Origin of the sequence: Psychrobacillus sp. AK 1817, from assembly GCF_008807035.1 — a bacterium.
Lineage (GTDB): Bacteria > Bacillota > Bacilli > Bacillales_A > Planococcaceae > Psychrobacillus > Psychrobacillus faecigallinarum.
In genome coordinates this window covers 2,528,802-2,551,562 of sequence record NZ_CP031739.1, presented here as the reverse complement: position 1 = coordinate 2,551,562, position 22,761 = coordinate 2,528,802, and the positions used below count along the sequence as shown (strand labels likewise).

Below are 22,761 nucleotides of genomic sequence, written 5' to 3'. Positions count from 1 at the left end.
ACTAACACTCATGTCACTTGAATAGATAGACAATTATATCCATTAGGAGGAAATCACATGCCAAATATCGGCGTACCAGGTTTAATAATCATTCTAATCATTGCATTAATCGTATTCGGTCCATCTAAATTACCTCAATTAGGTAAAGCAGTAGGACAAACACTTAAAGAATTCAAAAACTCTACAAAGGACATTGTGGACGATGTAGCAGAAGAATTTAAATTAGAAGACAAAGATACAAGTGCTAAAAAGAAAGCATAATAAAAAAACCGAGCATATTATTGCTCGGTTTTTTTATAGCTTTGGTTACTTAAACTATTTAGAATCTTCCAGAGGATGTGGGAGAGGTTTCCCAAAATAGTATCCTTGAAATAATTGATATCCTTTCTTTTTTAACCATTCCCAATCTTCTTTTTCTTCTATCCCCTCTGCCAATGGGATGGAATAGATTTCTTTAGCTTTATGTAGAAATTGTAAAGCAACTTTTTGTTTCTCTATATTGGTAGCTACTCCTTGAACATATTTCATATCTAGCTTCATATAGTGAGGCTTAATCTCTTCTAACATTTGGAGCGTACTATGCCCTTCTCCTACATCATCTAATGCATATTGAAACCCTCTAGCTTTATAAAAGGCCATAATCTTTTTTAAATGATTGATATCCTCTACTTTTTCTGTTTCAACAACTTCAAAAACTAAGTTTCCAGGATTAACACCGAGGCTATTTGCTACCGCAGTGGTGGATCTTAGACAATGCTCAGGAGAGTATATAGAAGTAGGTATAAAATTTATAAATGCTTTTGTATTATCTAGTCTTGCTGCGTACTTTACTGCTGTCATTCTACATATCCGATCTAAAGCATATAAACGCCCTCTCTCTTTAGCAGCGCCAAAAACTTCTCCAGGATATAGGATATTCCCTTCCTCATCTAAAAATCGAGAAAGCATCTCATAGGCATAAATATTTTTCTCTGTATCTACAATTGGCTGATAGTAGCAAATTACTTGTTCATTCTTAATCACCTTGTCAATCCACTTAACCTCTAACATTTCCTCAATTTTATGGAAAGGTTTCCAGTCTTGTTTAGGAACTCGAAAGGAAATATGAGAGATATCCATATGGTCTTTACTAAAGTCTATAAAATCCTGCGCATCATCTTCTTTAAGAGTGAAATAACGGCCGTTCTCTTCTAATCTTAATGCCCTCTTTTGGATAAAATCCATTACATCTGGCAACACTTGAAAATTAGTTTCACCTTCGATTTTAAACTCCAATACTAAGTCTCTTACCATACAGCCACTACATTCCACCATTAATCCCTCCGACCTATTGTTTATCCCTAAAAATTAAGCATTTTTTCCTGTTAACTAATATTATAGTAGAACTCATCTGCCAATCATAATCAGAAGTCTTCCACTTTTAAAGATACATAATGTTGAAACATCATAACAAAAAGAAAAATCTATTGCTTAAAAATAGAAAAAGGAGGAGCGAAAATGACCGCTACTCCTTTAGTGATAATTATAGGTTTTTAAAGAACACTCTGATGACATCAGCACCACCGATTATTGTACCAAGTGAACCAAATAGATTAGTTAGAACTAAAACGAGTAATACACGTGTAACTTTATTCTTCCAGAACCCTTTTATCGTAAACACGTCTTCGGACAGTCTCTCAAAGTCGCCAATTGTGGGGCGTTTCATATAAGCTTGGACCAAGCCAGAAAACCAACCGGAGGCTAATATAGGATGCAATGCTGTTATTGGAGCCACTATGAAAGCTGTAACAATTGCTAAAGGATGTCCTAAAGCTACAATTGCCCCAATTGCTGCCATCGTTCCCGTCCAAATAATCCAGCTCCATGCCTGATCCCATCCTGCTGTTGGGTTTGCTATAAATGTATAAGCGATCAATGCAATGATAAGGATAGGAAGCGACCATCCAATTATTTTAGGTAAAATTGATTTAGGTGGGACTGTAGAAAGTCTTTCTAAATCCTGATGTTTGTAAATTTCTTTTGTAATACCAGGAACATGTGCCGCTCCTAATACTGCTACAATTTTTTTACCCGGGGCTTCCTTAATCTTTTGAGCTAAGAACTGGTCTCGTTCATCAATTAAAGGTGTTTTCAGCCTTGGAAATGACTCTGTAAATTCTGCAAGTACTGCATTTAAAGTGTCCTGCGATTTCATCTTCTCTAGCTCTTCTTCGGAAATGGTGTCTTTACTAAAGATGCTATAGAAAACCGATGTAAGAAGCTGAGACTTACCTAACCAACCAAGATTATGCCAGATACGAGAGAATGTTATTTGGATATTACGGTCAGCTAGTACAAGTTCTGCTCCGGTTTCTTTTGCACTTTCAATTCCTTGAATCATTTCTTGGCCTGGTTTAATGTCGAACTGCTTGGCCATACGATTTTGGAAGGAAGAAATAGCTAAGTTCATCAATAATAAAGTCGCTTTCTTCTCTTTTATGATTTTAAAAATATCTGTTTCTTTCCATTTGTTATTATCAGTAATAGATTGATATCTTTGTTCATCTAACTCTATACACACGGAATCAGGATTTTCTTTTTCAATCACTTCTTTAACCTGCTCAGCGCTCAACCTAGAGACATGAGCAGTACCAATTAAAATAATTTCCTTGCCATCAACCTCTAAACGAGTTATATTTGCTTCCGACATAAACTACTTCCTTCGTGTAAATGTATTTCTTTTACATAATCGTCTGTTTATTGATTATGAAAAGTCTTGTATCTATAATAATGAAGCACTTGAGCATAAAATTCAATTTGTTTATGTGAAAAAGCTAGAAGATCTAATCATATTCTTACTAGGACGTATCTAGTTCTCCTCCTTTTAGTAGAATTCATGCTAGCTCGTCTACTTTACCCCTTAAGCTTCCTCATTAAAAGATCTGCCGATGAATATCTGTTTAGATACTATGAAAAGATATATCGTATAGGAAATGTTATAATTACACTCAAATAAGTAAAAAAGGAGAATGTCTAATGATTATCGTAACAAATCGTATTAAAACAAAACCAGGATTTGCTGAAAGAATGGCTCCAAATTTTACAAAGCCAAGTCCACTTCAAGAAATGGAAGGCTTCATCAAAGTAGAGGTTACTATTACACAAGGTACAACTGAATATGATGAAATGAATGTAAATATGTATTGGGAAAATGAAGAAGGTTTCCAAGCTTGGAGAAATAGTGATATCTTCAAGGAAGCCCATAAACGTCCAGAACCTGGTTCTGCTGAAGCTTCTAAAGAATCTCCGCTATTAGGAAGTGAATTAATAATTTCTAAAGTGGCTTCTACTGTAGAAGCTATTTCCACTAAATAAGTAATATTAAAAGGAGCGAGTGATTTAACATCACATGCTCCTTTTTGCTTAACCTAGTTTTATTTATCTATCCGATAAATTCCTTTTTTATCTCTTAATATGCAACCATTTGCTTGGAAAATTCTTATCATATATTCATTGTTTTCGTCTGTACTTCCTACATAATAAGTGGCGTTCATTTTTTTTAATAATTCTAGAGAATACAGATGAAATACTTTTCCGAAACCTTTGCCTCTCTGTTCTGGTACTACTCCAAAGTAAAATAGCCTGCCTTCTTCGACCGTTCCGTCTTCTATATGCGGAATACTGATACCCATGGGTTCTTCACCTTTAAAGAAAATATGACAATAATGACGCCAATTAGATCCTAGCTCATTCACAAAGGCTTCCATTATCTGTTCAATGGAAAATAAATTATTTTTGTTTGCAGATCCACTTCTGCATTTATCGTATAATAGGGCAAATTCCTCGTCTACGAGCGAACTTCTTGAAAGAGTTAACACATGAAAAGCATCATCTAGAGTAAAATTTTCATCTAGTAGACGTGTATATTCCACAATAGAGGAAACCTTATAAAAGCCTTCATTCATTAGCTGTTGTTCGTATTCTTCATCCATTAGAAGGGAAAGGTAATTCACCTGTTCGTCCTTCCAATCTTTTAAAAGACTTTTCAATTTTGACCAGTATTCATCTTTAGACATATCCATCTTTATTTGGTCAGCTAACCAATATTCCTGGTCTTTTTTAATAACACTAAAAGCAACCATTTATATTCCCCCTATAAGTCGTTTATATGGGTAACTCTATTTCGACCATTCCTCTTAGAATAATACAACGCATGATCCGCCTTCTCCACCACTGTTGTACGAGTATCCTCAGACGTGTAAGTTGCAACTCCTACACTTATCGTAATTTCGTCAATTGGCCAAGTAGTCTTTTCAATTTCCAACCTTAAACGTTCCGCCTGATGGTTAGCCTCTTGTGCATTTGTTAGTGGGAGAAGTACAATAAATTCCTCTCCGCCGTATCTAAGCACCGTATCTTTCGGACGTACAGTTTCTTCTGCTATCTTGGCCAACCTTTCTAGCACCTGGTCTCCCATCGCATGACCCCAAGTATCGTTGACCTGCTTAAAATGGTCAATATCTATTAAGCATAAGGAAAAGGACTGTTTGTTCTGCTCAAATTGCATAATCATCTCTTCTAGCTTGATATGAAAATAACGACGATTTTTTAAACCAGTCAATTTATCCGTTATGGCTAATTTCTCTAGCTTACCATTTAGTTCAATAAGTCTTTCTTGCTTTTCCTCTATTTCCTCATGCAATTCCTCTAATTTAGAAAGCGCCAGTTCCTTTTCTCGGAACGCTTCCTCCAACTGTTTTTTTGCTAGTCTAATTTCTTGTTCATAGCCTATTCTCTTCCCCATAGAAACCATTACACAATCAATTACCTCTATACCTTCTCGATTTGCTTTTTTTCCATTTAACAATACTGGAACGCTTTGACCATCCTTATGCAGTAGACTTAGAAATAACTCTTCGACGTGTCCGTATAATCGAATATAGGGATAAAAATAAGTATGAAATATAAACTTATTAGTCTTAGACATAATTGTTTCTATATGCTTTTGAGCAATCTCTTCATACATAAACCCTGTCATTTGAAGGAAGGTTTTATTCATATCGATTAGCATACCTTCTTGGCTGATAGTAACGTAACCACAAGGCGCAAGATTTAAACGCTCATCCATACATATACCATTCCCTTCACTGCATTTGGTAAAGATACTCTTTAATCAGCTGTATTGTTTCATGTGGGTGACTTAGATGAGGATAATGTCCCTTCACATCCATTATTTTAAAATCACTTTTCTCAATATGGCGATGTAAGTATTCCCCTACCTGAATAGGAACAATACTATCTTCTGAGCATTGGATGATTAATGTTGGAATAGATGATTTCTCTAAATCCTTACGATGATCCGAAAAGAATGTCACCTCTGCAAATTGCTTTGTAATCTTCGAGTCGGTTGAGCTAAAACTTTTTTCTACTTCTTTTGCCACTGCAGGGTGCACGTCATTAGCGGCTACTATTGGAGCCATATAGCTTGCCCATCCTATAAAATTCATCTCCATCATATCTAACATTTCATAAATATCTCTTTCTTCGAACCCTCCAAAATACTCGCTATCATTAAGATACCTTGGGGATGGACCAATCATAACCAAACTTTTAAATGCCTCAGGTTTTTGAATGGCTGCTAGCATACCAATCATGGAGCTAACGGAATGTCCCACAAAGATTACTTCGTGTAGCTTCAATGCCTCTATTATATCTAGCACATCTTGAACATAGCCTTTAAGTGAACCATATTTCTCGGAATTATAAACCTTTAAATCTGAATCTCCTGACCCAACATAATCAAACAAAACAATTTGATATTCTTCTTCAAATGAAGGGACAATATGTCTCCACATGGTTTGATCACACCCGAAACCATGGGCAAACATTATTACTTTTTCCTTGTTCCCGATTACTTTTACATTATTACGTTTTAGTACTTCATTCATGAAAACACCTCTAGTTTTTTTCCTTATATAAAAGGCTTCCTCTTCTTTTAAAAGGGAAGCCTTACATAGATTTGATAATTTATCCATTGCATATATTACCAATATACTATTTTATCTATTTTTTTTCTACACAAAAAGGTGAATTGATACTAACAACCTAGAGTTTATTTCAATGTTCTTTTTAAGAATTCTCTCGTTCGATCCTGTAGAGGATTGTTAAAAATTTGCTCTGGAGGGCCTTCCTCCGCAATAACTCCCTTATCCATAAAGACTACTCGATCGGAAACCTCCTTGGCAAATTCCATTTCATGAGTAACAATTAACATTGTCAAACCAGTGTTCGCAAGCTCTTTCATGACTTTTAACACTTCCCCCACCATTTCTGGGTCAAGTGCTGATGTAGGCTCATCAAAAAGCATTACATCAGGCTCCATTGACAAGGCTCGTGCAATAGCAACTCTCTGCTTTTGACCTCCGGACAATTGCTTTGGTTTAGCATTGACGTAGCCATCCATGCCTACAACGTTTAAGTATTTCAGTGCAATTTTCTCGGCTTCTTCCTTAGAACGCTTTAATACCTTTACCTGTCCAACTGAACAGTTACCTAACACATTGTGATTATTAAACAGATTAAACTGTTGAAAAACCATTCCAAGCTTCGTTCTGTAGGAATGGATATCGTGCTTATTATCGAGAATATTCTCCCCTTGATAAATGATTTGCCCACCACTTGGCTTTTCCAACAAATTAATGCAGCGGAGAAGAGTCGATTTTCCCGATCCAGAATAGCCAATGATGCATACAACCTCGCCTTTTTTAACAGAGAAATCGATATCTTTTAATACTTCATGTGCTCCAAAGGATTTGCTTAAATGTTGAATTTCAATTACTTTTTCCATAGTTGCTCCTCCTTTGTTTACTGATTTTCATGTGGACCTTTTGGTAGGACTGCCATTTGCATCGGTTGACCAATGACTGTATAGTTTTCAGGTCCATCCAATTTCTTCTCAAAATGACGTAATATCAAGGTAACGGCAAATGTCATGATGAAATACAAGATACAAGCTACAAAAAATGACTCAAAATATCTAAAGTTATTTCCTGCAACTGATTTTGTTTGGAAATACAGTTCAGTGACTCCGATTACATTCAACACAGAGGTATCCTTAATATTAATGATAAATTGGTTACCTGTTGCAGGAAGTATATTGCGGATAACCTGAGGTAACACAATATGAAGCATCGTTTGAATATGCGTCATCCCTATTGCTTGAGATGCTTCAAATTGACCCTTGTCTATGGAAATAACTCCGCCTCGAACAATCTCCGCCATATAAGCACCCGTGTTAATAGAAACAATGAAAATAGCAGCGAGTAGACGATCCATGTCTAATCCAAAGGCCAATGAGGAGCCGTAAAAAATAACCATTGCTTGTACTATCATTGGTGTGCCACGGAAAAACTCTATATAAATAGAGAGCATTAAGTTAACCAGCTTAAGAAAGTATCTTTTAATCCCCTTTTCTGGCATAGGAACAGTTCTTATAACTCCTGCCAGCAAACCGATGATAGCTCCGAAGATTGTTCCAATAATGGATATTAAGAGGGTTACTCCGGCTCCTCGTAAAAACATTGGCCAATTATTTGTAATTATGGATATAATCCATTCTAAACTCATAGTCTTCCTCCTTACATACTAGCTGACCCCATAAACACACTTACCAAGGAAAGTAAGTAAATGCTGTAAATAATGAAACGGCTGCAAAATAGTAGCAGCCGTTGTTATATGCTTATTCTGCAGCTGGTTGATTTAAAATAGCATTGTCCATAATTTCTTGTCGCTCTTCTTCTGAGATTCCTGCTAAAATTTTATTGATTTTGTCTGTTAAGTCACTTTCCTTTTTCAATCCTACTGCAACGGCTGTTTCCTCTTCATCTGCCACGAATCCTTCTGTAAATTCGATCATTACAAATTTATCATTTGCTGATGAAGCACTAATCCCTTCTGGACGTTCAGATACATAGCCGTCAATCATTCCAGATTCTAGTGCCACACGCATTGCAGGAAAATTATCTGATGCCGGTTGTTTTTTTACTCCTTCAATTTGGTCAATAACTCCGTAGTGAGAAGTATTTAATTGGCCAGTAATTTTCGCTCCCTTAAAGTCTTGAATAGAGGTAGCATTTTCAAATGCCCCGCCCTTTTTTACCACCATGACAAAGTTGGAAGTATAATAGTTTTCGGAGAAATCAATTGTTTTTTTACGCTCTGCAGTTGGTGACATCCCCGCAATAATTGCATCAATTTTGCCGGATGTTAGGGCTGGGACTAAACCGTCCCATTCCGTTTTAACAACAACGAGCTCTTTACCTAAGCCCTCAGCTATTTTTTTAGCAATTTCTATATCGTAACCACCAGCATATTCTGCATTACCGTCAATTTTTACGCCACCATTTTTGTCATCCATTTGAGTCCAGTTAAATGGTGCATATCCTGCTTCCAATCCTACTGTAAAAGTATCTAAATCAGAAGCTGATCCAACGCTTTCTTCCTCTTTTGTTCCACAAGCTGCAAGCAGTAAAATGGTTGATAGTAATAATGTTAAAGTGAATAGTCTTTTTTTCATCTCTATTAATCTCCTTTTTTAAAATTAGTATATGTATGCAAGCATACAAAAAGGACAACCGTACAAAAAAAGACCTGAGATAGACTCAGGTCATATATGTATGGTTGCCCTAAATCCTCTACTTTTCCCCATGAGATAGCACACCATTATAAACCGGGACGTTTATAACGGACAGTCCTGCAATTATTCACTGCAGACCCAGCATGTAATAATGAGTTTATTACAAACTTCGGCGACATTTCCTTCTCCCTAGCATCACAGCTACTCAAGCTCCACTAAGGACTGTTAAATATCGCGCCTCTACCTCACTTCTATAAAGCGAGGTTATATTCAATTATTGTTCATAGTCTACAACAGAGATTTTCATCTGTCAACATGTGTTCTATTGATTAAACAAAATATTACTATTATTGAGATTGTAATCTCTATAGAATTATTTCATTACCTATTTTAAAAAAAAGCTAATAATCTGAGGAATTGATAAGAAAAAGTCTGCTAAAGTAAACGCATTTTCAACTTTATCAGACTTTTTCTATTTCCCTTTGGGCATAGGTTCCGAGGGGGAGCGATAAGCCATCACCTTGGCTGCGCCTCGTTTGTGATGTCTTATCTGTCTCAGTCGTCCCATAAGAGCGCCGCCTGCCGCTCCAATCATAAGTTTTATAGTAAAGAGAAAGGAATATAGATAAAACTAACTCAATTATTTAAAGCTATTAATAAAATACTTTTCACTTTGACTATTTGATTAACACGTGATGGTTGATTTCCGCTCTCGGCGGACGCTTTCCGTGGGGTGAGCGATAAGCCATCACCGTCGCTTGCGCGTCGTTTGTGATGTCTTATCTGTCTCGTTCATCCCACCGGAGTCGCCGCCTGCCGCTCCAATCAAATAAAGCCCGCTTTAAAGCCTCCATATACATTCTTGGATCTCTTAGACCATTCGTTGATTGGTTGAAGCCCCCTTCTAGGAGAATTTCCATTTTGAACGTGAAGAAAAATGTTTCACATGAAACTTTATATTATAAAAAAACATGAGATAAGCTGGTTTCACATTACAAGCGACAGTATGGCTTATCGCTATGCTCCACAGAAAGAATTCGTTTAAAGCGCAACTTTAGCTATTTATAATTTATGCTTTTCATTCTTCTCATCTTTTCGGTAAACCGCAAAAAAAGAGCGCAAATGACTTGGCTACCACCTTCATTTGCACCCTTTTCACTTATTTTTGTATAAACATTTGCGTCCAGTAGTTACCGTCTTTTACATAACCTACACCAATATGAGTATAGTTTTTGTTTAAGATGTTGGCTCTATGACCTTCACTGTTCATCCACGCATCTACTACTGCTGCGGCTGTTTTTTGACCCATAGCAATATTTTCTCCTGCAGATTTATAGCTTATTCCAAAATTCTTCATCATTGTAAATGGAGTTCCATAGACAGGACTAGTGTGACTAAAATAGTTTTTATCGTGCATATCCTGTGATTTATATTGCGCTACTCTTCCAAGCTCCCAATCATATTTTAATGCTGAAAGACCCGCATTTGCTCTTTCCACATTTACAAGTTTAATTACTTCTTGTTCCATATTATAAGAATCATTTGTAGGGACATTTATTTTTTGACCTGGATAAATAAGGTCCGCATTTTCTAATTGAGGATTTTCCTTAATTAATTCTGAAACACCTGTTTGTGTCTTAACAGCAATTTTCCATAAAGAGTCTCCTGAAACAACTGTATAGGAATTAGCGGCAAATGCAGACATAGGCATTAATAACATCAGTGATAGTAGCGCCACAATAGCTACTTTAATTTTTTTCTTAAACATTGTAATCTTCCTTTCCTTCTTTAACTCTACTAATATAGTAAATGAAAAAAAGAATCGAAATCATCCCTTAATAATTGGATGTAATTTTACAGGTATATTACAAAAGAACTCAACAGAGAAGCAAAGCTCGGTATTAAACGAATTCATGCTTGTTTGAAGGTAACATTTTTGAAACATTCAAGGAGGATAATTCCTTTATAGACAAAATCTTTTCGATTTATCCCCTCTTAACCCGAACTGATTATACTGCTCTCCTATACAACTTCTATGGATTATACTATAGTAAAAATGGGTGATTATATGAGTATTAGAAAATATTTAGATAACGAGCGTTATGTCCTAGGAACGACAATGAAAGATGTTACTGCTCTAGAAGAGAACAACATGGCTTTACACATTTGTGAAAATCCTGAGTATATATTAGAAAATCGTAAGAGATTGGCGGAGCAACTGCAATGTGATTTGGATGATTTTATTTGCGCCAATCAGACACATAGTGCTAATTTCCATAAGGTAACTGCAGCTGATAAGGGGCGTGGCGCAAGGCTGTTAGAAACTGCCATTAAGGATAAAGATGCTCTTTATACATTTGAACCAGATCTTTTGTTATGCAGTTTTACAGCAGATTGCGTCCCTGTCATTTTCTACAATGAAAAAAATAATCTGGTGGGAGTAGTACACTCTGGCTGGCAAGGAACGGTCAAAGAAATTACAAGGAAGCTGTTTGAGTATTTAAAACAACACGAACACTGTAACCCAAATGACTTTCATGTACAAATTGGCTCTGCACTCAGCCAAGAAAAATTTGAGGTAGATGAAGATGTCTATAAAAAGTTTAAAGATTTAGGCTATGCGAACGACTTTATGTACTATAAAAATGAAACTGGTAAATTTCATATCGATAACCAGCTCACCGTCCAAAAGCAATGTGAGCTTGCTGGTATTCCACTTGAACGTATTTCAATCGATCGAACATGCACATTTTTAAACCCTGATGGTTTCTCTCATCGAGAAGACAGAAATACAGGTAGACATTTAAGTTTTATCATGCGGAAGAAATAATTTTTAAAACACATCACTAATTGAGCTGATGTGTTTTTTTTATTGAAGACATCCTTTTGAATTAAATTACTCTTTGGAGTAATTTATATCTCCTTTAAAAGTAATTTATATTAAAATAAAGGAAAGGGGTGTATTTTTATGGAAAATAAAAAAGAGGTATATGAGAGTTTGTTACACACATTAGAAGATAATCTCTTACGCTTTTCACATGCTCAAACATGGATGGAGCAAGACGTATTCTTACAAAGAATAAATGAAGACCGGATCCAGATAGAATGCATACACAATGAAGCTAATTTAAACTTTAGGCAAGATAGAAATAATCTCAACTTCAAGGAAATACATGATAGTGTTACAGAAAAAAGAATTGATTATGATTCATTTAATCTGAGATTCTATGACAAGTTACTACAGTCTAAGTTTAAAAAGGAGTTAAAAAAGAAATGGGGTGAGCAGCTTTTTCGAATAGCCCGAATTAAAACAAACACTTTTTCAAAAGATATAATAGAGGACCTTAGAAAAGAAAATCAACTAATAAACGAATATAATCAATTATTAACGAAGCTTAAAGCAAATTACAAGGGAGTAGAGGTCTCCATAACTAAACTTCGAATTTACATGTTTTCTTCTGACGATATGGTACGTAAGCAAGCACAAGAAGCTATGTATAATGCTGTAGAGGACCATGAAGAAAAATTTGATCAAATCTTAGATAGTCTGGTGACTACGAGAACATCTATAGCCAAAAAACTTGGTTATGCTAGTTTTACTCCTTTAGGCTATGCCCGCTTACATCGAACAGATATTCAACCTAGCGATGTTCAAAAGTATAGATTTCAAGTTAAAGAGCATGCTGTCCCCTTTATAACAAGACTTCAACTATTACAATGTAAGAAGAAGAATTTAGAAATACTACATTATTACGATGAATCTACTTTATTCTATGAAAACAGTCTTTCTATAAATCTTTCCGAAAAGGAACTTATAGATAAATTAAAATCTCTATTTTCAGAACTGTCCACTCACATGGGAACTTTTTCTCAACAAATTTTTAAAGGAAACTATGATTTAGATGCACGTTCCTCCAAGTCTGGGGGAGCTTATGCTACTTACTTACAGAAGGATGGACAAGTAACACCTTATATTTATGCAAATTTATCTAACAGTATAGATGATTTACGGCTCTTAACTCATGAAGCTGGACATGCTTTTCAATTTTATATGACAGATAAAAAAATCCCAGAATATATTATTCCAATGGATTCAGCCGAAATTTTCTCTTTTATCATGGAACGCTTTGCGTGGAGCAAGATAGACTCTATCCTAGGAGAGAACGCTCATCACTATATTATTAGTCAATTACTTGCAGCACTGTCAAAGATGCCATACGCTAGTGCAGTTGATGAATTTCAGCACTATTTATACGACTCACCAGATGTCTCCATGGAAGAACGAAAGAGCAAATGGCGAGATATTGAAAACAGTTATTTTCCCATTAAAAATTACGGTGACAATAAGTTTCTACTACGTGGGGGTAGTTTTTACTTAATTTCACATATTTTTGAGGAGCCGTTCTATTTTATCGATTATGATTTTGCTCAGCTTATTTCTATACAGTTTTGGCAGCATATGGAAAAACTAGATCATACGACATGGTATGACTATGAAAAGTTATGTAAGGCTGGGGGAAGTCTATCTTTTTTGGAGCTACTAGAGAACGCTAACATTACTTCACCATTTGAGAACGATAGTATACAGAATGCTTTACTTTTTGTTGAAAAATGGTTAATAAAAAAAGGTTATTTCATATAAATTATAAAATAGCCTGATTCTCCTTTTGAGGAATCGGGCTATCTGCTATTTAAGTAAAATATTCAAATTTAGCATTAGGAAAAAACTTTTCCATATAACTGTAAAGATGTTCTTTAATATCTTCCTCTTCTTCTTTTTGATAAATATATTTCCCTATCCCATATTTTCCCCACTTTATTCTTCTGGATTCTTCATCTAGCTCAAGCTTGGTCATAGGATAGTTTTTTTCGATTACTTTTTTAGCTGGTTTAGTAAAGCGATGCTGTATGAATTCAAAGGTTATATTATCGCGAGCGTCCTTTGGAAGTTCAGCATCTAATCTTTCAAACATGTGATAATACCCTTCTTTCCAACCTCCATGAAGGTAAATTGGAGCTACGATAAATCCCAAAGGGTAGCCTGCTCTAGCAACCTTCCCTGCCGCCTCAATACGCTTATCCAGTGGAGAAGTACCTGGTTCGAAATTTTTAATCACATAATCAGCATTCACACTAAAGCGAAATCTCGTGTTCCCATTATGCTTTGCATCCAATAAGTGATCTACAAAGTGAAACTTTGTCACAAATCTTAGCCTGCCAAATTCAGATTGACCAAAATGTTCAATTGCCCTTTTTAATGTATGTGTAAGATGGTCGATTCCCACTATATCAGAAGTACAGGATGCTTCAAATCTTGTGATTTCTGGTGCACGTTCTTCAATATACTTGTCAGCTGCTCCGAGAATTTCCTCCACATTTACATAGGTTCGAATATACGGCTTGCTTCCCATCGTCGTCTGTAAATAGCAATAATGACAATGCCCCATGCATCCCGTGGCGAAGGGAATTGCATATTCAGCTGAAGGCTTAGAGGAATCAAATTTCAATGTCTTACGTATACCAACTACTAGTGTAGACTTAGCAATACGATATTTTTGAAAATCATTATCGCCTGGAAGGTTTCGTATTTGGTTGTGGGAAGTCGTATAGTGAATTTCTTTTCCCTGCTTTTCAAATTTCTCTTTCAGCTCTCTACCTAGAGGATATTCAAGCGCCTTTGGCTCAAAATATACAAGCTGGGGTGTAAATGGTTTTCTCATGTCCAACCTCCGTCTTATTGAAAATAATGACGATATGCTTGTTCCGCTTCATAGGCGCTTGCATAAATAGCCATGTCAGTCGTTAAAGGGTAATACGTTTCATAAACAAAAACAGCCAATTCGTCAGGGTTTTCTGGGTTATTTACTACTGCCGCCGATTGAATGTTAGCTACGCTTTGAATATGTGGGTTACGATAAAAAATATAAACAATATCACCTGCTGTATAATCTTCCATCTGCTTCTCTCACTCCTAGCTTTTCCACCTAGCTTGGTTTTCCTGAGAGAATTTATGTAATAAATAAAAGTGAAAAAACCACATTCGCTTAAAGCGAATATGGTTTAGTTATTTAGACAAGTCTATTCTCTTATTTAATAAATATATAGCAATTCCACCAACAGTCATCGAGAACAATTCACTTAGCCCGACTGTTAAATAGGTATACCAAAAAGGAAATTCCAGCATAATAGCTAATTGCCCTGCAACTGTAAACATGGAAAGCGCAAAGATAATAGCTGTAATCGCTATTTTCCATATTTCACTGGTCAATCTCTTAGTGACCTTCCGACAAAGTATCAATACAAGGAAAGTTGCAATTCCACCAATGGGCACATCGAGCATCCAGGTTGGGGACATAAAATTAGCAAGGACTACACCTAATGTAATTGCCACAACATAGCGCTTATTGTATAACGCCAAATAATTAAACATCTCAGCTAAACGTAGCTGGATGTTTCCAAAGCTAAAAACAGCTAAAAGTACTGTTACGGCAACATATAAAGCTGCAACCATAGCTGCCTTCGTTAACTCATTTACCGAGGAACGGCTTGAGTCCTTCAAAAAAGTAGTATTCAATTTACATTCTCCTTTATAAAATAGCAAACTGCTATTTTAGTAATAACTACGACCAAAGGATTCCAAGTGCCGTAGTGCAAGCAAAATTGCTTACTCGGATAGTATATCAGGAATTATTGCCATTTAATATAACTATTTGGCAATCCATCCTCCATCAATGGGTACGACTGCTCCATGAATATAATCTGCTGCATGACTAGCAAGGTAAAGAGTTAGGTTTGCCACTTCTTTTGGCTGTGCCCACCTTCCTGCAGGTGTTTCATTGGCTACCCATTTTGCTATTTCTCCTTCTCCTGCAAAATCAGCATTATTCATTGGGGTCTGAATCGCCCCTGGAGCAATAGCATTTGCTCTTATGCCCTCACGGCAGTAATCTATATCCAATTGCTTTGTGTATCCTATAATGGCGTGCTTAGAGGCTGTATAAGCTGCTCCTCCACCTCCTGCTACTAATCCGGCAATAGAAGCCATATTGATAATGACTCCTGATTTTCTTTCAATCATTTGAGGGAGAACTGTGTTTGTTACCAAATAGGTTCCTTTCACATTGGTGTCCATGATCTTATCCCAAAGTGTTTCATCTGTTTCTAGAGTCTTTAAATAATTGTCTAAAACCCCAGCTGTATTGAGTAAAATATCTATTTGTTTAAATGTCTTGAGGGCTATCTCAAATGCTTCCTCCACGCTCTTTTTATCGCTTACATTTCCAATGTAGTACGAAAAACAAGACTTATACTGGTCTTTTAATGATTTAAGTCCGGCTCCATCAACATCTAAACCAAATACGTTGGCCCCACACTCGATAAATGCTATAGCTTGAGCTCTCCCTATACCAGAAGCAGCTCCAGTAATAAGAACCGTCTTCCCTATGTACTCCTCAAATTTCAATGTGATTCCTCCTAAATATGAAAAGTCCACGATATCTCGTGGACTTTTAGTTTATTTGCTTACAATAACCCAATCCTCAGCCAATAAGTCACAAACGGTTGGGGTAAACATTGTATATCCTTCTCCTTCTACATTAATCAAAAAGTAAGGATTTAGATTTTCTCCATCATGCTTGCTTTGTCCAACTAGCTTTACGTACAATTCCGCACCACCCCAGCCTTGTCGAATTACTTTTTCCCCAGATTTTAAACGTGGTAATATCTCTTCAAACATCATTGTTATTCACCCTTTATCTTCCCTATATATTTTCTAACCAAAATTATACTAGATTGTAAAATGGCAAACAACTAAAGGAATAGTTGCTCTTTTCATCTCCTTTATTTTTATACAGATCTTGTATGTAGAAGATGTGATTATTTTAGTCAATATTCTTTAAGCACCAAAAACACAGAAATTTGTATATTAGTCGATTGTAGTGGCCAGTACGGGATGAGTTAGTCAGATTAGGCATCCATTTTTACTTTGTTCTTTAAATTCTTTATTATCTTTTCCGGTCGTTTTTGATTTTGAAATCTATTGATTTGATAAAAATAATAAGTTTCACATTTATATTCGCCTAACAAAACATATACTTTATTAAACCTAAGAAAAAAGGAGCTGCCCATTGATCATATATGTCGTCAATAATGGTGATACGCTTTGGGGAATTGCTAGTCGTTATCAAATAGATGTAAATGCCCTTCAACAAGCTAACCAATTGCCTGATCCAAATAATCTTCTAGTCGGCCAATCTCTTGTCATCCCTATCTATGGGATTTACCATACGGTTCAAAATGGAGAAACTTTATGGTCGATTGCACAACAATACGGTGTTTCTGAACAATCTATTCTTTCTTCTAACAGACTGCCTAACCCAAATCTCTTATATCCTGGTGAGCGAATTTTTATTCCTCCTATTATTCATGTGGTACAGCCCGGAGAAACGCTACGGCAGATTGCTAGCCTTTACGGAACTACTATCCAAGCTCTAATCAGTCAAAACTCTCTCCAAACTCCCGGTCTCCTTTACCCAGGAACACAATTGATTATTCCTAGACCAAAGCCTATAACTGAAGTGAATGCCTACACCTATCAGAAAGAGGAAGATGCCGTTCAGACGGTCAACAGTCTTAGATCTCTCCTGACCTATATTAGTCCCTTTGCTTACAAGTTAACAGAGAATGGGGATTTAGAACCCTTAAAGGATGAACTTGTATTAGAAGCAGCTGTTTCCAATGATATTGTACCGATGATGGTCATCACCAATTTTTCTTCCACAGAAGCTGGCACTAATCTAATGCATGTCATTTTCTCTAGCCCAGACATATTAACAAAATTAATGGCAAATATACTTCAGATCATGGAGGACAAAGGCTATCGAGGTTTGAATATTGACTTGGAAAATGTGTTACCGGAGGATAGAGATGCTTATACTGCCTTTCTCCAGCTAGCAGTAGACACACTACATCCTAAAGGTTACTTTGTTTCAACAGCTGTTGCTCCTAAATTCAGCGACACTCAGTCAGGTTTACTTTATGAAGCACATGATTATGAAGCACATGGGAGAATTGCAGACTTTGTTATATTGATGACGTATGAATGGGGTTGGCGCGGCGGACCTCCTCAAGCAATTTCTCCTATCAATCAAATGAAAAAAGTAGTAGAGTACGCTTTGACTGTTATGCCAGCCGATAAAATATTTTTAGGCTTTCAAATTTATGCACGAGATTGGCGAATACCTCACGCGCAAGGACAAATTGCGGAGACATTTAGCCCTCAGGAAGCTGTTAGAATCGCTACTGAACATAAAGTTAGAATTCAGTATGATTCAATCGCTCAATCTCCTTTTTTTACCTATACCGATGAGCAAGGACAAAAGCATGAGGTTTGGTTTGAGGATGCCCGTAGCGCTCAAGCTAAATTTAACTTGGTCAAACAATACCGTTTAAGAGGTATTAGCTATTGGGTGCTTGGCTATCCCTTCCCTCAAAATTGGGTATTGTTAGATGATAACTTTGAAGTAAAGAAATTAAAAGAATAAGCGCTGGACCTTGGACTAAGAGGTAAGTCGCTTTTACTGGACGAACATTTGAAGTACACTTACTTCCTTATTCTAAAACAAAAAACCTACCATCTTTAAATAAGTGGTAGGTTTTTTGCACATTTATATGGATAAAAGCTTAGATGATATCATCGATTGCTTCTTTTACATCTTCCAAAGGTTTGATGTTCTCTATCGTTTTTCCTTCACCTTTAAGTTTAAGCGTTTCGGCTGTTTCCGCATGTACTTCCTTAAGTAGTTCTGGATTATTCATTAAGGACAGACCATAAGAAGGAATCATTTCTTTAATCTTTGGTTCCCAATCATTTATATGCTCTGGGAAGCAACGTTTAAGGACATCCAACATAACTGGAACAGCGGTAGAAGCTCCTGGAGAAGCTCCTAATAATGCGGCAATAGAACCATCCTCAGCTGTGATAACCTCTGTACCAAATTGAAGAGTTCCTTTTCCGCCTGCTTCCGTATCCTTGATAACTTGTACACGTTGACCTGCTACAACTAAATCCCAATCCTCTGCTTTAGCATCTGGGATAAATATACGTAGCTCTTCCAAACGTTGTTCTTTTGATAACATTACTTGTTGGACTAAATATTTTGTTAAAGACATTTCTTTTGCACCCGCAGCTAGCATTGTAAATAGGTTATGTGGTTTAACAGAAGTAACTAAATCCAGCATAGATCCTGTTTTTAGGAACTTTGGTGAGAAACCAGCGAACGGTCCAAATAGTAGTGATTTTTTATTGTCAATAAAGCGAGTATCTAAATGCGGCACAGACATTGGTGGAGCTCCAACTGCAGCCTTACCGTATACCTTTGCATGATGCTTCGCTACTACGTCTGGATTGTTACATACCATGAAGATCCCGCTAACCGGGAAACCGCCAATATGTTTTCCTTCTGGAATACCTGATTTTTGTAGAAGATGCAGACTTCCTCCGCCACCGCCGACAAAAACGAATTTTGCAGTATGAGACTCGATTTTCCCCTCAGCGTTGTTCTTCACTTTCACTTCCCACTTACCGTCTGGCGTACGATTCAAATTTTCTACACTATGCTGGTAATTCACTTTTACATTTTTGCTCTTTAAGTGTTCAAATAGCATACGTGTTAAAGCGCCAAAGTTAACATCTGTCCCAGAGTCAATTTTAGTTGCAGCAATTGCTTCATTGGCCGCACGGTTTTCCATGATTAGTGGAATCCATTCTTTCAATTGTTCCGAGTCGTCAGAGAATTCCATTCCCTCAAACAATGGGTTCTGTGTCATCGCTTCAAAACGTTTCTTTAAAAATTCAACGTTTTCTTTCCCCTGAACCATACTCATATGAGGTAAAGGCATTATAAAATCCTGTGGGTTCTGGATTAACTTACTTTTTACAAGATGTGACCAAAATTGCATAGAAACTTGGAACTGTTCGTTTACATTGATTGCTTTTGTGATATCGATAGAACCGTCTGGCTTTACAGAAGTGTAGTTAAGCTCACATAGAGCTGCATGTCCTGTACCAGCGTTATTCCATTCATTTGAGCTTTCTTCTCCTGCACTATCGAGCTTCTCAAATACTTTTATATCCCACTCCGGTACTAATTCTTTTAAAAGTGTCCCTAAGGTCGCACTCATAATACCGGCACCAATTAAGATAACATCTGTTTTAGTTTCTGTGTTGCTCACTTTTACCATCCCTATACTTTATATTTGCAGAAACAATGTTAACGCTACCAAAACAAATGGTTAAGTTAACAACGTTTCTGACTCTATATAACCATGACTTTGCTTGAAATTTGTTTATAAGTTCAGAATATCTATTCTATTATAATATAATTGTCCCTTTTTTTAAAGTATGTAGAAATTGTGAATTAATTCTGATTGAATCAATTTCATCATTCCTGTTTTTACGAAAAGAAAACGAACAATAAAGAAAGAAACAATGATATATACATGCTTTTCTTAGAGTATAATGTACTTGATTTCCGCTCTAGGCGAAAACTTTCTTCCAGGTAAGCGATAAGCCATCACCTTTGCTTACACGTGGTTGAGGAGGTTGCTTGATATGCATTAAAATACCCTCTCGAATTGGAAAGGGTATTTTAAAAAGTAATTCATATTACTTCCTGACATATATTTTATTCATAAATAATTGTATTAAACTTTAACAAGTTCAGAATTTGAGGGAGCTATGTTACGAATCATATAATCAAATGCTCCTAGCGCTGCTGTTGCACCAGTTCCCATTGAGATGATGATTTGTTTGTACGCTGTGTCTGTACAGTCACCAGCAGCAAATACTCCTGGCATGCTTGTTGCTCCATGCTTGTCTATAATTATTTCTCCATGTGCGTTTAAATCAATTGTACCTTGTAAAAACTCGGTATTTGGTAATAGACCGATTTGAACAAATACGCCTTCTAATTCAATGTGATGTACTTCTCCTGTTACACGATCTAAGTACGTAAGACCGTTTACTTTATCCGTACCTGTAATTTTCTGTGTGGAAGCATTTGTTAGTACAGTTACATTAGATAAGCTATGTAAACGCTCCTGTAGGACTTGATCCGCTTTAAGCTCATCATTATGCTGAAGCACTGTTACATGATTAACTATTCCTGCTAAGTCTATAGCTGCTTCAACACCCGAATTACCGCCACCTACAACGGCAACATTTTTTCCTTTGAAGATTGGACCATCACAGTGTGGGCAGTATGCTACCCCTTTATTTTTGAACGCTTCTTCCCCTGGTACATTTAATTGGCGGTATCTGGCTCCTGTTGAAAGGATAACAGTTTTTCCTTTTAACACTGCACCATTTTCAAGCACTACTTCCACCTGCTCTTTACGTACTATGCTGGATACGCGTTGAGATTTCATCACTTCAATTGGATAATCTGCTACATGCCCTTCTAAGCTTGAAACGAATTGAGGACCTTCTGTTGCTTTTGTACCAATGATATTTTCAATTGATAATGTGTCATTTACTTGGCCACCAAAGCGCTCTGCCACAATTCCCGTTCGAATTCCTTTACGTGCTGCATAAATAGCTGCGCTTGCACCCGCAGGACCACCACCAACAACAAGAACATCAAATGGTTCTACATCATTAAATTCAGATCCATCTGATCTATTTCCTAATTTATTTAATATGTCTTCAATTTCCATACGACCGTTTGCAAAATTTTCACCATTTAAGAAAACTGATGGAACAGCCATAATATCTTTAGCTTTTACTTCGTCTTGAAATGCGCCCCCTTCAACCATTACATGGGAGATATTCGGGTTTATCACAGCCATAATATTAAAAGCTTGAACTACATTCGGACAATTATGGCAAGTTAAGCTCACGAAAGTTTCAAAGTGCATTGGATCTTTAATTGCTTGAATACGCTTGATAACTGCATCATCAACTTTCGGAGCACGGCCACTTACTTGAAGTAAAGCCAAAACTAATGAAGTAAATTCATGTCCTAAAGGTAAGCCAGCAAAAACAACTCCTGACTCCTCACCAGCTTTGTTTATACTAAAACTTGGCGTGCGCTCTAATTGCACATGCTCGACTGAAATGCGTGATGACATCTTTTCTAATTCTGTTACTAGCTCTAATGTATCTTGAGATACTTTATCATCACCTACACTAACCTTTAATACAAGATCGCCTTCAAGCAACGCTAAATATTGTTGTAGTTGTGCTTTAATTTGATTGTCTAATACCATCTATTCTTTGCTGCTATACGAGTGATTTTGATAGGTTAAGGGTAACTGCGTTCTATCAGTATTTAGCAGTGCATCTAACTCAAAACATATCTAAATCACTTACTCTCCAGGCATAGCAGACCTGCCACCTCTCTTTTCATCTCATATTTTAGACAGAGAGCATTTGTCTATTTCCTTCTTACTAAAAATAGAGCGACAAAAATCAACCATAAAGATAAGATTGTTTTTGTCGCCTATATGATTATCTTATAAATTACTAAATCTTAGATTTTACCTACTAAGTCTAAGCTTGGAGTTAGAGTTTCAGAGCCTTCTTGCCATTTAGCTGGGCAAACTTCTCCTGGATTATTGCGAACATATTGAGCTGCTTTAATTTTGTTTACTAATGTCGAAGCGTCACGACCGATACCACCAGCATTTACTTCGTAAGCTTGTACGATACCATCTGGATCAATAATGAACGTACCACGTTCTGCTAAACCATCTTCTTCGTTTAATACGTCGAATGCTCTAGAGATTTTATGTGTTGGATCACCAATCATGATATATTCAATTTTACCGATTGCTGCAGAAGAATCATGCCATGCTTTATGTGTAAAATGAGTATCAGTTGATACTGAGTAAACTTCTACCCCTAATTGTTTTAATGTAGCATATTCATTTTGTAAGTCCTCTAATTCAGTTGGGCAAACAAATGTAAAGTCTGCTGGATAGAAGCATACTACACTCCATTGTCCTTTGAAGTTTTCTGAAGTTACGTCGATGAATTCTCCCTTTTGAAATGCTTTTGCAGAGAATTCTTGAATTTCTTTACCTATTAATGCCATAATAATTCCTCCTGTTGTCTCTTATTGGTGCTTTAGCATCATAATTATTTTAGA

Annotated in this window: 22 protein-coding genes and 1 riboswitch; of the genes, 5 read left to right on the top strand and 17 right to left on the bottom strand. The window is 36.5% G+C overall.

The genetic code is table 11. The annotated features are described in order from the left end of the window. The first annotated feature begins 57 nt into the window (after nucleotides 1-57). Nucleotides 58-261, top strand: coding sequence for a twin-arginine translocase TatA/TatE family subunit (gene tatA, locus D0S48_RS12680; protein WP_144540131.1), 204 nt, complete (start codon nucleotides 58-60; stop codon nucleotides 259-261). 54 nt (nucleotides 262-315) lie between these two features. Here the strand turns inward: tatA and D0S48_RS12675 are convergent, their stop codons facing one another. Together D0S48_RS12675 and D0S48_RS12670 are read right to left on the bottom strand one after the other, a co-directional pair. Beyond that, the gene (locus D0S48_RS12675; protein ID WP_370455702.1) at nucleotides 316-1,314 is read right to left on the bottom strand and encodes an EAL domain-containing protein; all 999 of its coding nucleotides are present in this window, start codon (nucleotides 1,312-1,314) and stop codon (nucleotides 316-318) included. 208 nt (nucleotides 1,315-1,522) lie between these two features. Then, entirely contained in the window at nucleotides 1,523-2,689 is a 1,167-nt protein-coding gene (locus D0S48_RS12670) for a TraB/GumN family protein (RefSeq protein ID WP_144540133.1), read from the bottom strand. A gap of 326 nt (nucleotides 2,690-3,015) precedes the next feature. Here D0S48_RS12670 and D0S48_RS12665 point away from each other — a divergent pair, with 326 nt between their 5' ends. Next, nucleotides 3,016-3,354 (top strand): heme oxygenase, encoded by a 339-nt coding sequence (locus tag D0S48_RS12665; protein WP_144540135.1) that lies wholly within the window; start codon nucleotides 3,016-3,018, stop codon nucleotides 3,352-3,354. Nucleotides 3,355-3,413: 59 nt separating this feature from the next. On the opposite strand, the gene D0S48_RS12660 is transcribed toward D0S48_RS12665, so the two are convergent. From D0S48_RS12660 to safA, 7 genes are all read right to left on the bottom strand, one after another. Next, nucleotides 3,414-4,121: a GNAT family N-acetyltransferase gene (locus D0S48_RS12660; protein ID WP_151111972.1), complete on the bottom strand. Its 708-nt coding sequence runs from the start codon at nucleotides 4,119-4,121 to the stop codon at nucleotides 3,414-3,416. Nucleotides 4,122-4,132: 11 nt separating this feature from the next. Further along, nucleotides 4,133-5,107, bottom strand: a complete 975-nt coding sequence (locus D0S48_RS12655) for a sensor domain-containing diguanylate cyclase (protein WP_144540139.1) — start codon at nucleotides 5,105-5,107, stop codon at nucleotides 4,133-4,135. 16 nt (nucleotides 5,108-5,123) lie between these two features. Further along, entirely contained in the window at nucleotides 5,124-5,927 is an 804-nt protein-coding gene (locus tag D0S48_RS12650) for an alpha/beta fold hydrolase (RefSeq protein ID WP_151111970.1), read from the bottom strand. Nucleotides 5,928-6,091: 164 nt separating this feature from the next. Beyond that, complete coding sequence (locus D0S48_RS12645) at nucleotides 6,092-6,826, bottom strand: amino acid ABC transporter ATP-binding protein (RefSeq protein ID WP_151111968.1); 735 nt, start codon at nucleotides 6,824-6,826, stop codon at nucleotides 6,092-6,094. 17 nt (nucleotides 6,827-6,843) lie between these two features. Beyond that, a complete protein-coding gene (locus D0S48_RS12640; protein ID WP_144540145.1) occupies nucleotides 6,844-7,605 on the bottom strand; it encodes an amino acid ABC transporter permease in 762 nt (253 codons plus the stop codon). Between the two features lie 112 nt (nucleotides 7,606-7,717). Further along, complete coding sequence (locus D0S48_RS12635) at nucleotides 7,718-8,554, bottom strand: transporter substrate-binding domain-containing protein (RefSeq protein WP_151111966.1); 837 nt, start codon at nucleotides 8,552-8,554, stop codon at nucleotides 7,718-7,720. A gap of 128 nt (nucleotides 8,555-8,682) precedes the next feature. Further along, a riboswitch (Lysine riboswitch) is annotated at nucleotides 8,683-8,865 on the bottom strand. Between the two features lie 908 nt (nucleotides 8,866-9,773). Then, on the bottom strand, nucleotides 9,774-10,382 hold the full coding sequence (gene safA / locus D0S48_RS12630; protein WP_151111964.1) for a SafA/ExsA family spore coat assembly protein: 609 nt from the start codon (nucleotides 10,380-10,382) through the stop codon (nucleotides 9,774-9,776). Nucleotides 10,383-10,682: 300 nt separating this feature from the next. On the opposite strand from safA, the gene pgeF reads away from it, so the two are divergent. Together pgeF and D0S48_RS12620 are read left to right on the top strand one after the other, a co-directional pair. Further along, complete coding sequence (gene pgeF, locus D0S48_RS12625) at nucleotides 10,683-11,444, top strand: peptidoglycan editing factor PgeF (protein ID WP_151111962.1); 762 nt, start codon at nucleotides 10,683-10,685, stop codon at nucleotides 11,442-11,444. 138 nt (nucleotides 11,445-11,582) lie between these two features. Then, nucleotides 11,583-13,256, top strand: coding sequence for a M3 family metallopeptidase (locus D0S48_RS12620; protein WP_151111960.1), 1,674 nt, complete (start codon nucleotides 11,583-11,585; stop codon nucleotides 13,254-13,256). Nucleotides 13,257-13,305: 49 nt separating this feature from the next. On the opposite strand, the gene splB is transcribed toward D0S48_RS12620, so the two are convergent. From splB to D0S48_RS12595, 5 genes are all read right to left on the bottom strand, one after another. Further along, complete coding sequence (gene splB, locus D0S48_RS12615) at nucleotides 13,306-14,334, bottom strand: spore photoproduct lyase (RefSeq protein WP_151111958.1); 1,029 nt, start codon at nucleotides 14,332-14,334, stop codon at nucleotides 13,306-13,308. Between the two features lie 14 nt (nucleotides 14,335-14,348). Further along, nucleotides 14,349-14,570: a transcriptional regulator SplA domain-containing protein gene (locus tag D0S48_RS12610; RefSeq protein WP_144540155.1), complete on the bottom strand. Its 222-nt coding sequence runs from the start codon at nucleotides 14,568-14,570 to the stop codon at nucleotides 14,349-14,351. A gap of 108 nt (nucleotides 14,571-14,678) precedes the next feature. Next, complete coding sequence (locus tag D0S48_RS12605; protein ID WP_225321616.1) at nucleotides 14,679-15,188, bottom strand: QueT transporter family protein; 510 nt, start codon at nucleotides 15,186-15,188, stop codon at nucleotides 14,679-14,681. A gap of 132 nt (nucleotides 15,189-15,320) precedes the next feature. Beyond that, complete coding sequence (locus tag D0S48_RS12600; RefSeq protein ID WP_151111956.1) at nucleotides 15,321-16,076, bottom strand: 3-oxoacyl-ACP reductase; 756 nt, start codon at nucleotides 16,074-16,076, stop codon at nucleotides 15,321-15,323. A 51-nt stretch (nucleotides 16,077-16,127) separates the two neighbouring features. Beyond that, entirely contained in the window at nucleotides 16,128-16,352 is a 225-nt protein-coding gene (locus tag D0S48_RS12595; RefSeq protein WP_151111954.1) for a DUF2829 domain-containing protein, read from the bottom strand. A 388-nt stretch (nucleotides 16,353-16,740) separates the two neighbouring features. Between D0S48_RS12595 and D0S48_RS12590 the strand changes: the two genes are divergently transcribed. Beyond that, a complete protein-coding gene (locus D0S48_RS12590; protein ID WP_151111952.1) occupies nucleotides 16,741-18,156 on the top strand; it encodes a glycoside hydrolase family 18 protein in 1,416 nt (471 codons plus the stop codon). Between the two features lie 139 nt (nucleotides 18,157-18,295). Here D0S48_RS12590 and D0S48_RS12585 read toward each other — a convergent pair whose 3' ends face one another. The 3 genes from D0S48_RS12585 to ahpC form a co-directional block, all read right to left on the bottom strand. Next, nucleotides 18,296-19,855 (bottom strand): malate:quinone oxidoreductase, encoded by a 1,560-nt coding sequence (locus tag D0S48_RS12585; RefSeq protein WP_144540163.1) that lies wholly within the window; start codon nucleotides 19,853-19,855, stop codon nucleotides 18,296-18,298. 462 nt (nucleotides 19,856-20,317) lie between these two features. Beyond that, the gene (ahpF, locus tag D0S48_RS12580; protein WP_151111950.1) at nucleotides 20,318-21,880 is read right to left on the bottom strand and encodes an alkyl hydroperoxide reductase subunit F; all 1,563 of its coding nucleotides are present in this window, start codon (nucleotides 21,878-21,880) and stop codon (nucleotides 20,318-20,320) included. 263 nt (nucleotides 21,881-22,143) lie between these two features. Beyond that, nucleotides 22,144-22,707 carry an alkyl hydroperoxide reductase subunit C gene (ahpC, locus tag D0S48_RS12575; protein WP_144540167.1) on the bottom strand — a complete coding sequence of 188 codons (564 nt, stop codon included), beginning with the start codon at nucleotides 22,705-22,707 and terminating at the stop codon, nucleotides 22,144-22,146. Between the last annotated feature and the right edge of the window lie 54 nt (nucleotides 22,708-22,761).

Coding starts and splice junctions, on each gene's coding strand:
- D0S48_RS12670 (WP_144540133.1), bottom strand. CDS start 2,689: ATGTCGGAAGCAAATATAACTCGTTTAGAGGTTGATGGCAAGGAAATT.
- splB (WP_151111958.1), bottom strand. CDS start 14,334: ATGAGAAAACCATTTACACCCCAGCTTGTATATTTTGAGCCAAAGGCG.
- D0S48_RS12665 (WP_144540135.1), top strand. CDS start 3,016: ATGATTATCGTAACAAATCGTATTAAAACAAAACCAGGATTTGCTGAA.
- D0S48_RS12655 (WP_144540139.1), bottom strand. CDS start 5,107: ATGGATGAGCGTTTAAATCTTGCGCCTTGTGGTTACGTTACTATCAGC.
- D0S48_RS12645 (WP_151111968.1), bottom strand. CDS start 6,826: ATGGAAAAAGTAATTGAAATTCAACATTTAAGCAAATCCTTTGGAGCA.
- D0S48_RS12595 (WP_151111954.1), bottom strand. CDS start 16,352: ATGATGTTTGAAGAGATATTACCACGTTTAAAATCTGGGGAAAAAGTA.
- D0S48_RS12635 (WP_151111966.1), bottom strand. CDS start 8,554: ATGAAAAAAAGACTATTCACTTTAACATTATTACTATCAACCATTTTA.
- D0S48_RS12650 (WP_151111970.1), bottom strand. CDS start 5,927: ATGAATGAAGTACTAAAACGTAATAATGTAAAAGTAATCGGGAACAAG.
- D0S48_RS12640 (WP_144540145.1), bottom strand. CDS start 7,605: ATGAGTTTAGAATGGATTATATCCATAATTACAAATAATTGGCCAATG.
- ahpC (WP_144540167.1), bottom strand. CDS start 22,707: ATGGCATTAATAGGTAAAGAAATTCAAGAATTCTCTGCAAAAGCATTT.
- D0S48_RS12610 (WP_144540155.1), bottom strand. CDS start 14,570: ATGGAAGATTATACAGCAGGTGATATTGTTTATATTTTTTATCGTAAC.
- D0S48_RS12675 (WP_370455702.1), bottom strand. CDS start 1,314: ATGGTGGAATGTAGTGGCTGTATGGTAAGAGACTTAGTATTGGAGTTT.
- D0S48_RS12620 (WP_151111960.1), top strand. CDS start 11,583: ATGGAAAATAAAAAAGAGGTATATGAGAGTTTGTTACACACATTAGAA.
- D0S48_RS12585 (WP_144540163.1), bottom strand. CDS start 19,855: ATGGTAAAAGTGAGCAACACAGAAACTAAAACAGATGTTATCTTAATT.
- safA (WP_151111964.1), bottom strand. CDS start 10,382: ATGTTTAAGAAAAAAATTAAAGTAGCTATTGTGGCGCTACTATCACTG.
- ahpF (WP_151111950.1), bottom strand. CDS start 21,880: ATGGTATTAGACAATCAAATTAAAGCACAACTACAACAATATTTAGCG.
- D0S48_RS12660 (WP_151111972.1), bottom strand. CDS start 4,121: ATGGTTGCTTTTAGTGTTATTAAAAAAGACCAGGAATATTGGTTAGCT.
- tatA (WP_144540131.1), top strand. CDS start 58: ATGCCAAATATCGGCGTACCAGGTTTAATAATCATTCTAATCATTGCA.
- pgeF (WP_151111962.1), top strand. CDS start 10,683: ATGAGTATTAGAAAATATTTAGATAACGAGCGTTATGTCCTAGGAACG.